The organism is Nonomuraea recticatena, from assembly GCF_039533245.1.
Lineage (GTDB): Bacteria > Actinomycetota > Actinomycetes > Streptosporangiales > Streptosporangiaceae > Nonomuraea > Nonomuraea roseola.
Genome location: NZ_BAAATE010000163.1, coordinates 1 through 658, shown reverse-complemented (window position 1 = coordinate 658; position 658 = coordinate 1). Strand labels below are relative to the sequence as shown.

1 protein-coding gene is annotated in these 658 nt (G+C 65.8%); it reads left to right on the top strand.

Features of this window, described 5'->3' with window-relative positions; genetic code table 11:
- Positions 1–658, top strand: a 658-nt coding sequence (locus ABFX50_RS50940) for an ABC transporter permease (RefSeq protein ID WP_346158549.1), incomplete at both ends; no start/stop codon positions are given.

Sequence of the window (658 nt, the reverse complement as noted above, 5' to 3'; positions counted from 1 at the left end):
CGCGCAGCCCGGACACCATCATCACGACCGCGATCATGCCGATCGCCATGATGCTGATGTTCGTCTACGTGTTCGGCGGTGCGATCAAGACAGGGTCGGATTCGTATGTGAATTACATGCTGCCCGGCATCCTGCTCATCACGGTCGCCTCGGGCATCGCCTACACCGCGTTCCGGCTGTTCATGGACATGAAGGGCGGCATCTTCGAGCGCTTCCAGTCCATGCCGATCGCACGCTCGTCCGTGCTGTGGGCGCACGTGCTGACCTCGCTGGTCGCCAACTCGATCTCGCTCCTGGTCGTCGTGCTCGTCGCCCTGCTCATGGGCTTCCGCTCGGGGGCGGGCGTGGCGGCGTGGCTCGCGGTCGCCGGCATCCTGATCCTGTTCACCCTGGCGCTGACGTGGATCGCCGTCATCCCCGGCCTGTCCGCCAAGACCATGGAAGGCGCGAGCGCGTTCTCCTACCCGCTCATCTTCCTGCCGTTCCTCAGCTCGGCGTTCGTGCCCACCGACACCATGCCAGGCCCGGTACGCGTCTTCGCCGAGAACCAGCCGGTGACCTCCATCGTCAACGCCGTCCGCGACCTGTTCACCCAGCAGCCGGTGGGCACCGACATCTGGATCGCCCTCGGCTGGTGCGTCGGCATCCTCATCGTCGC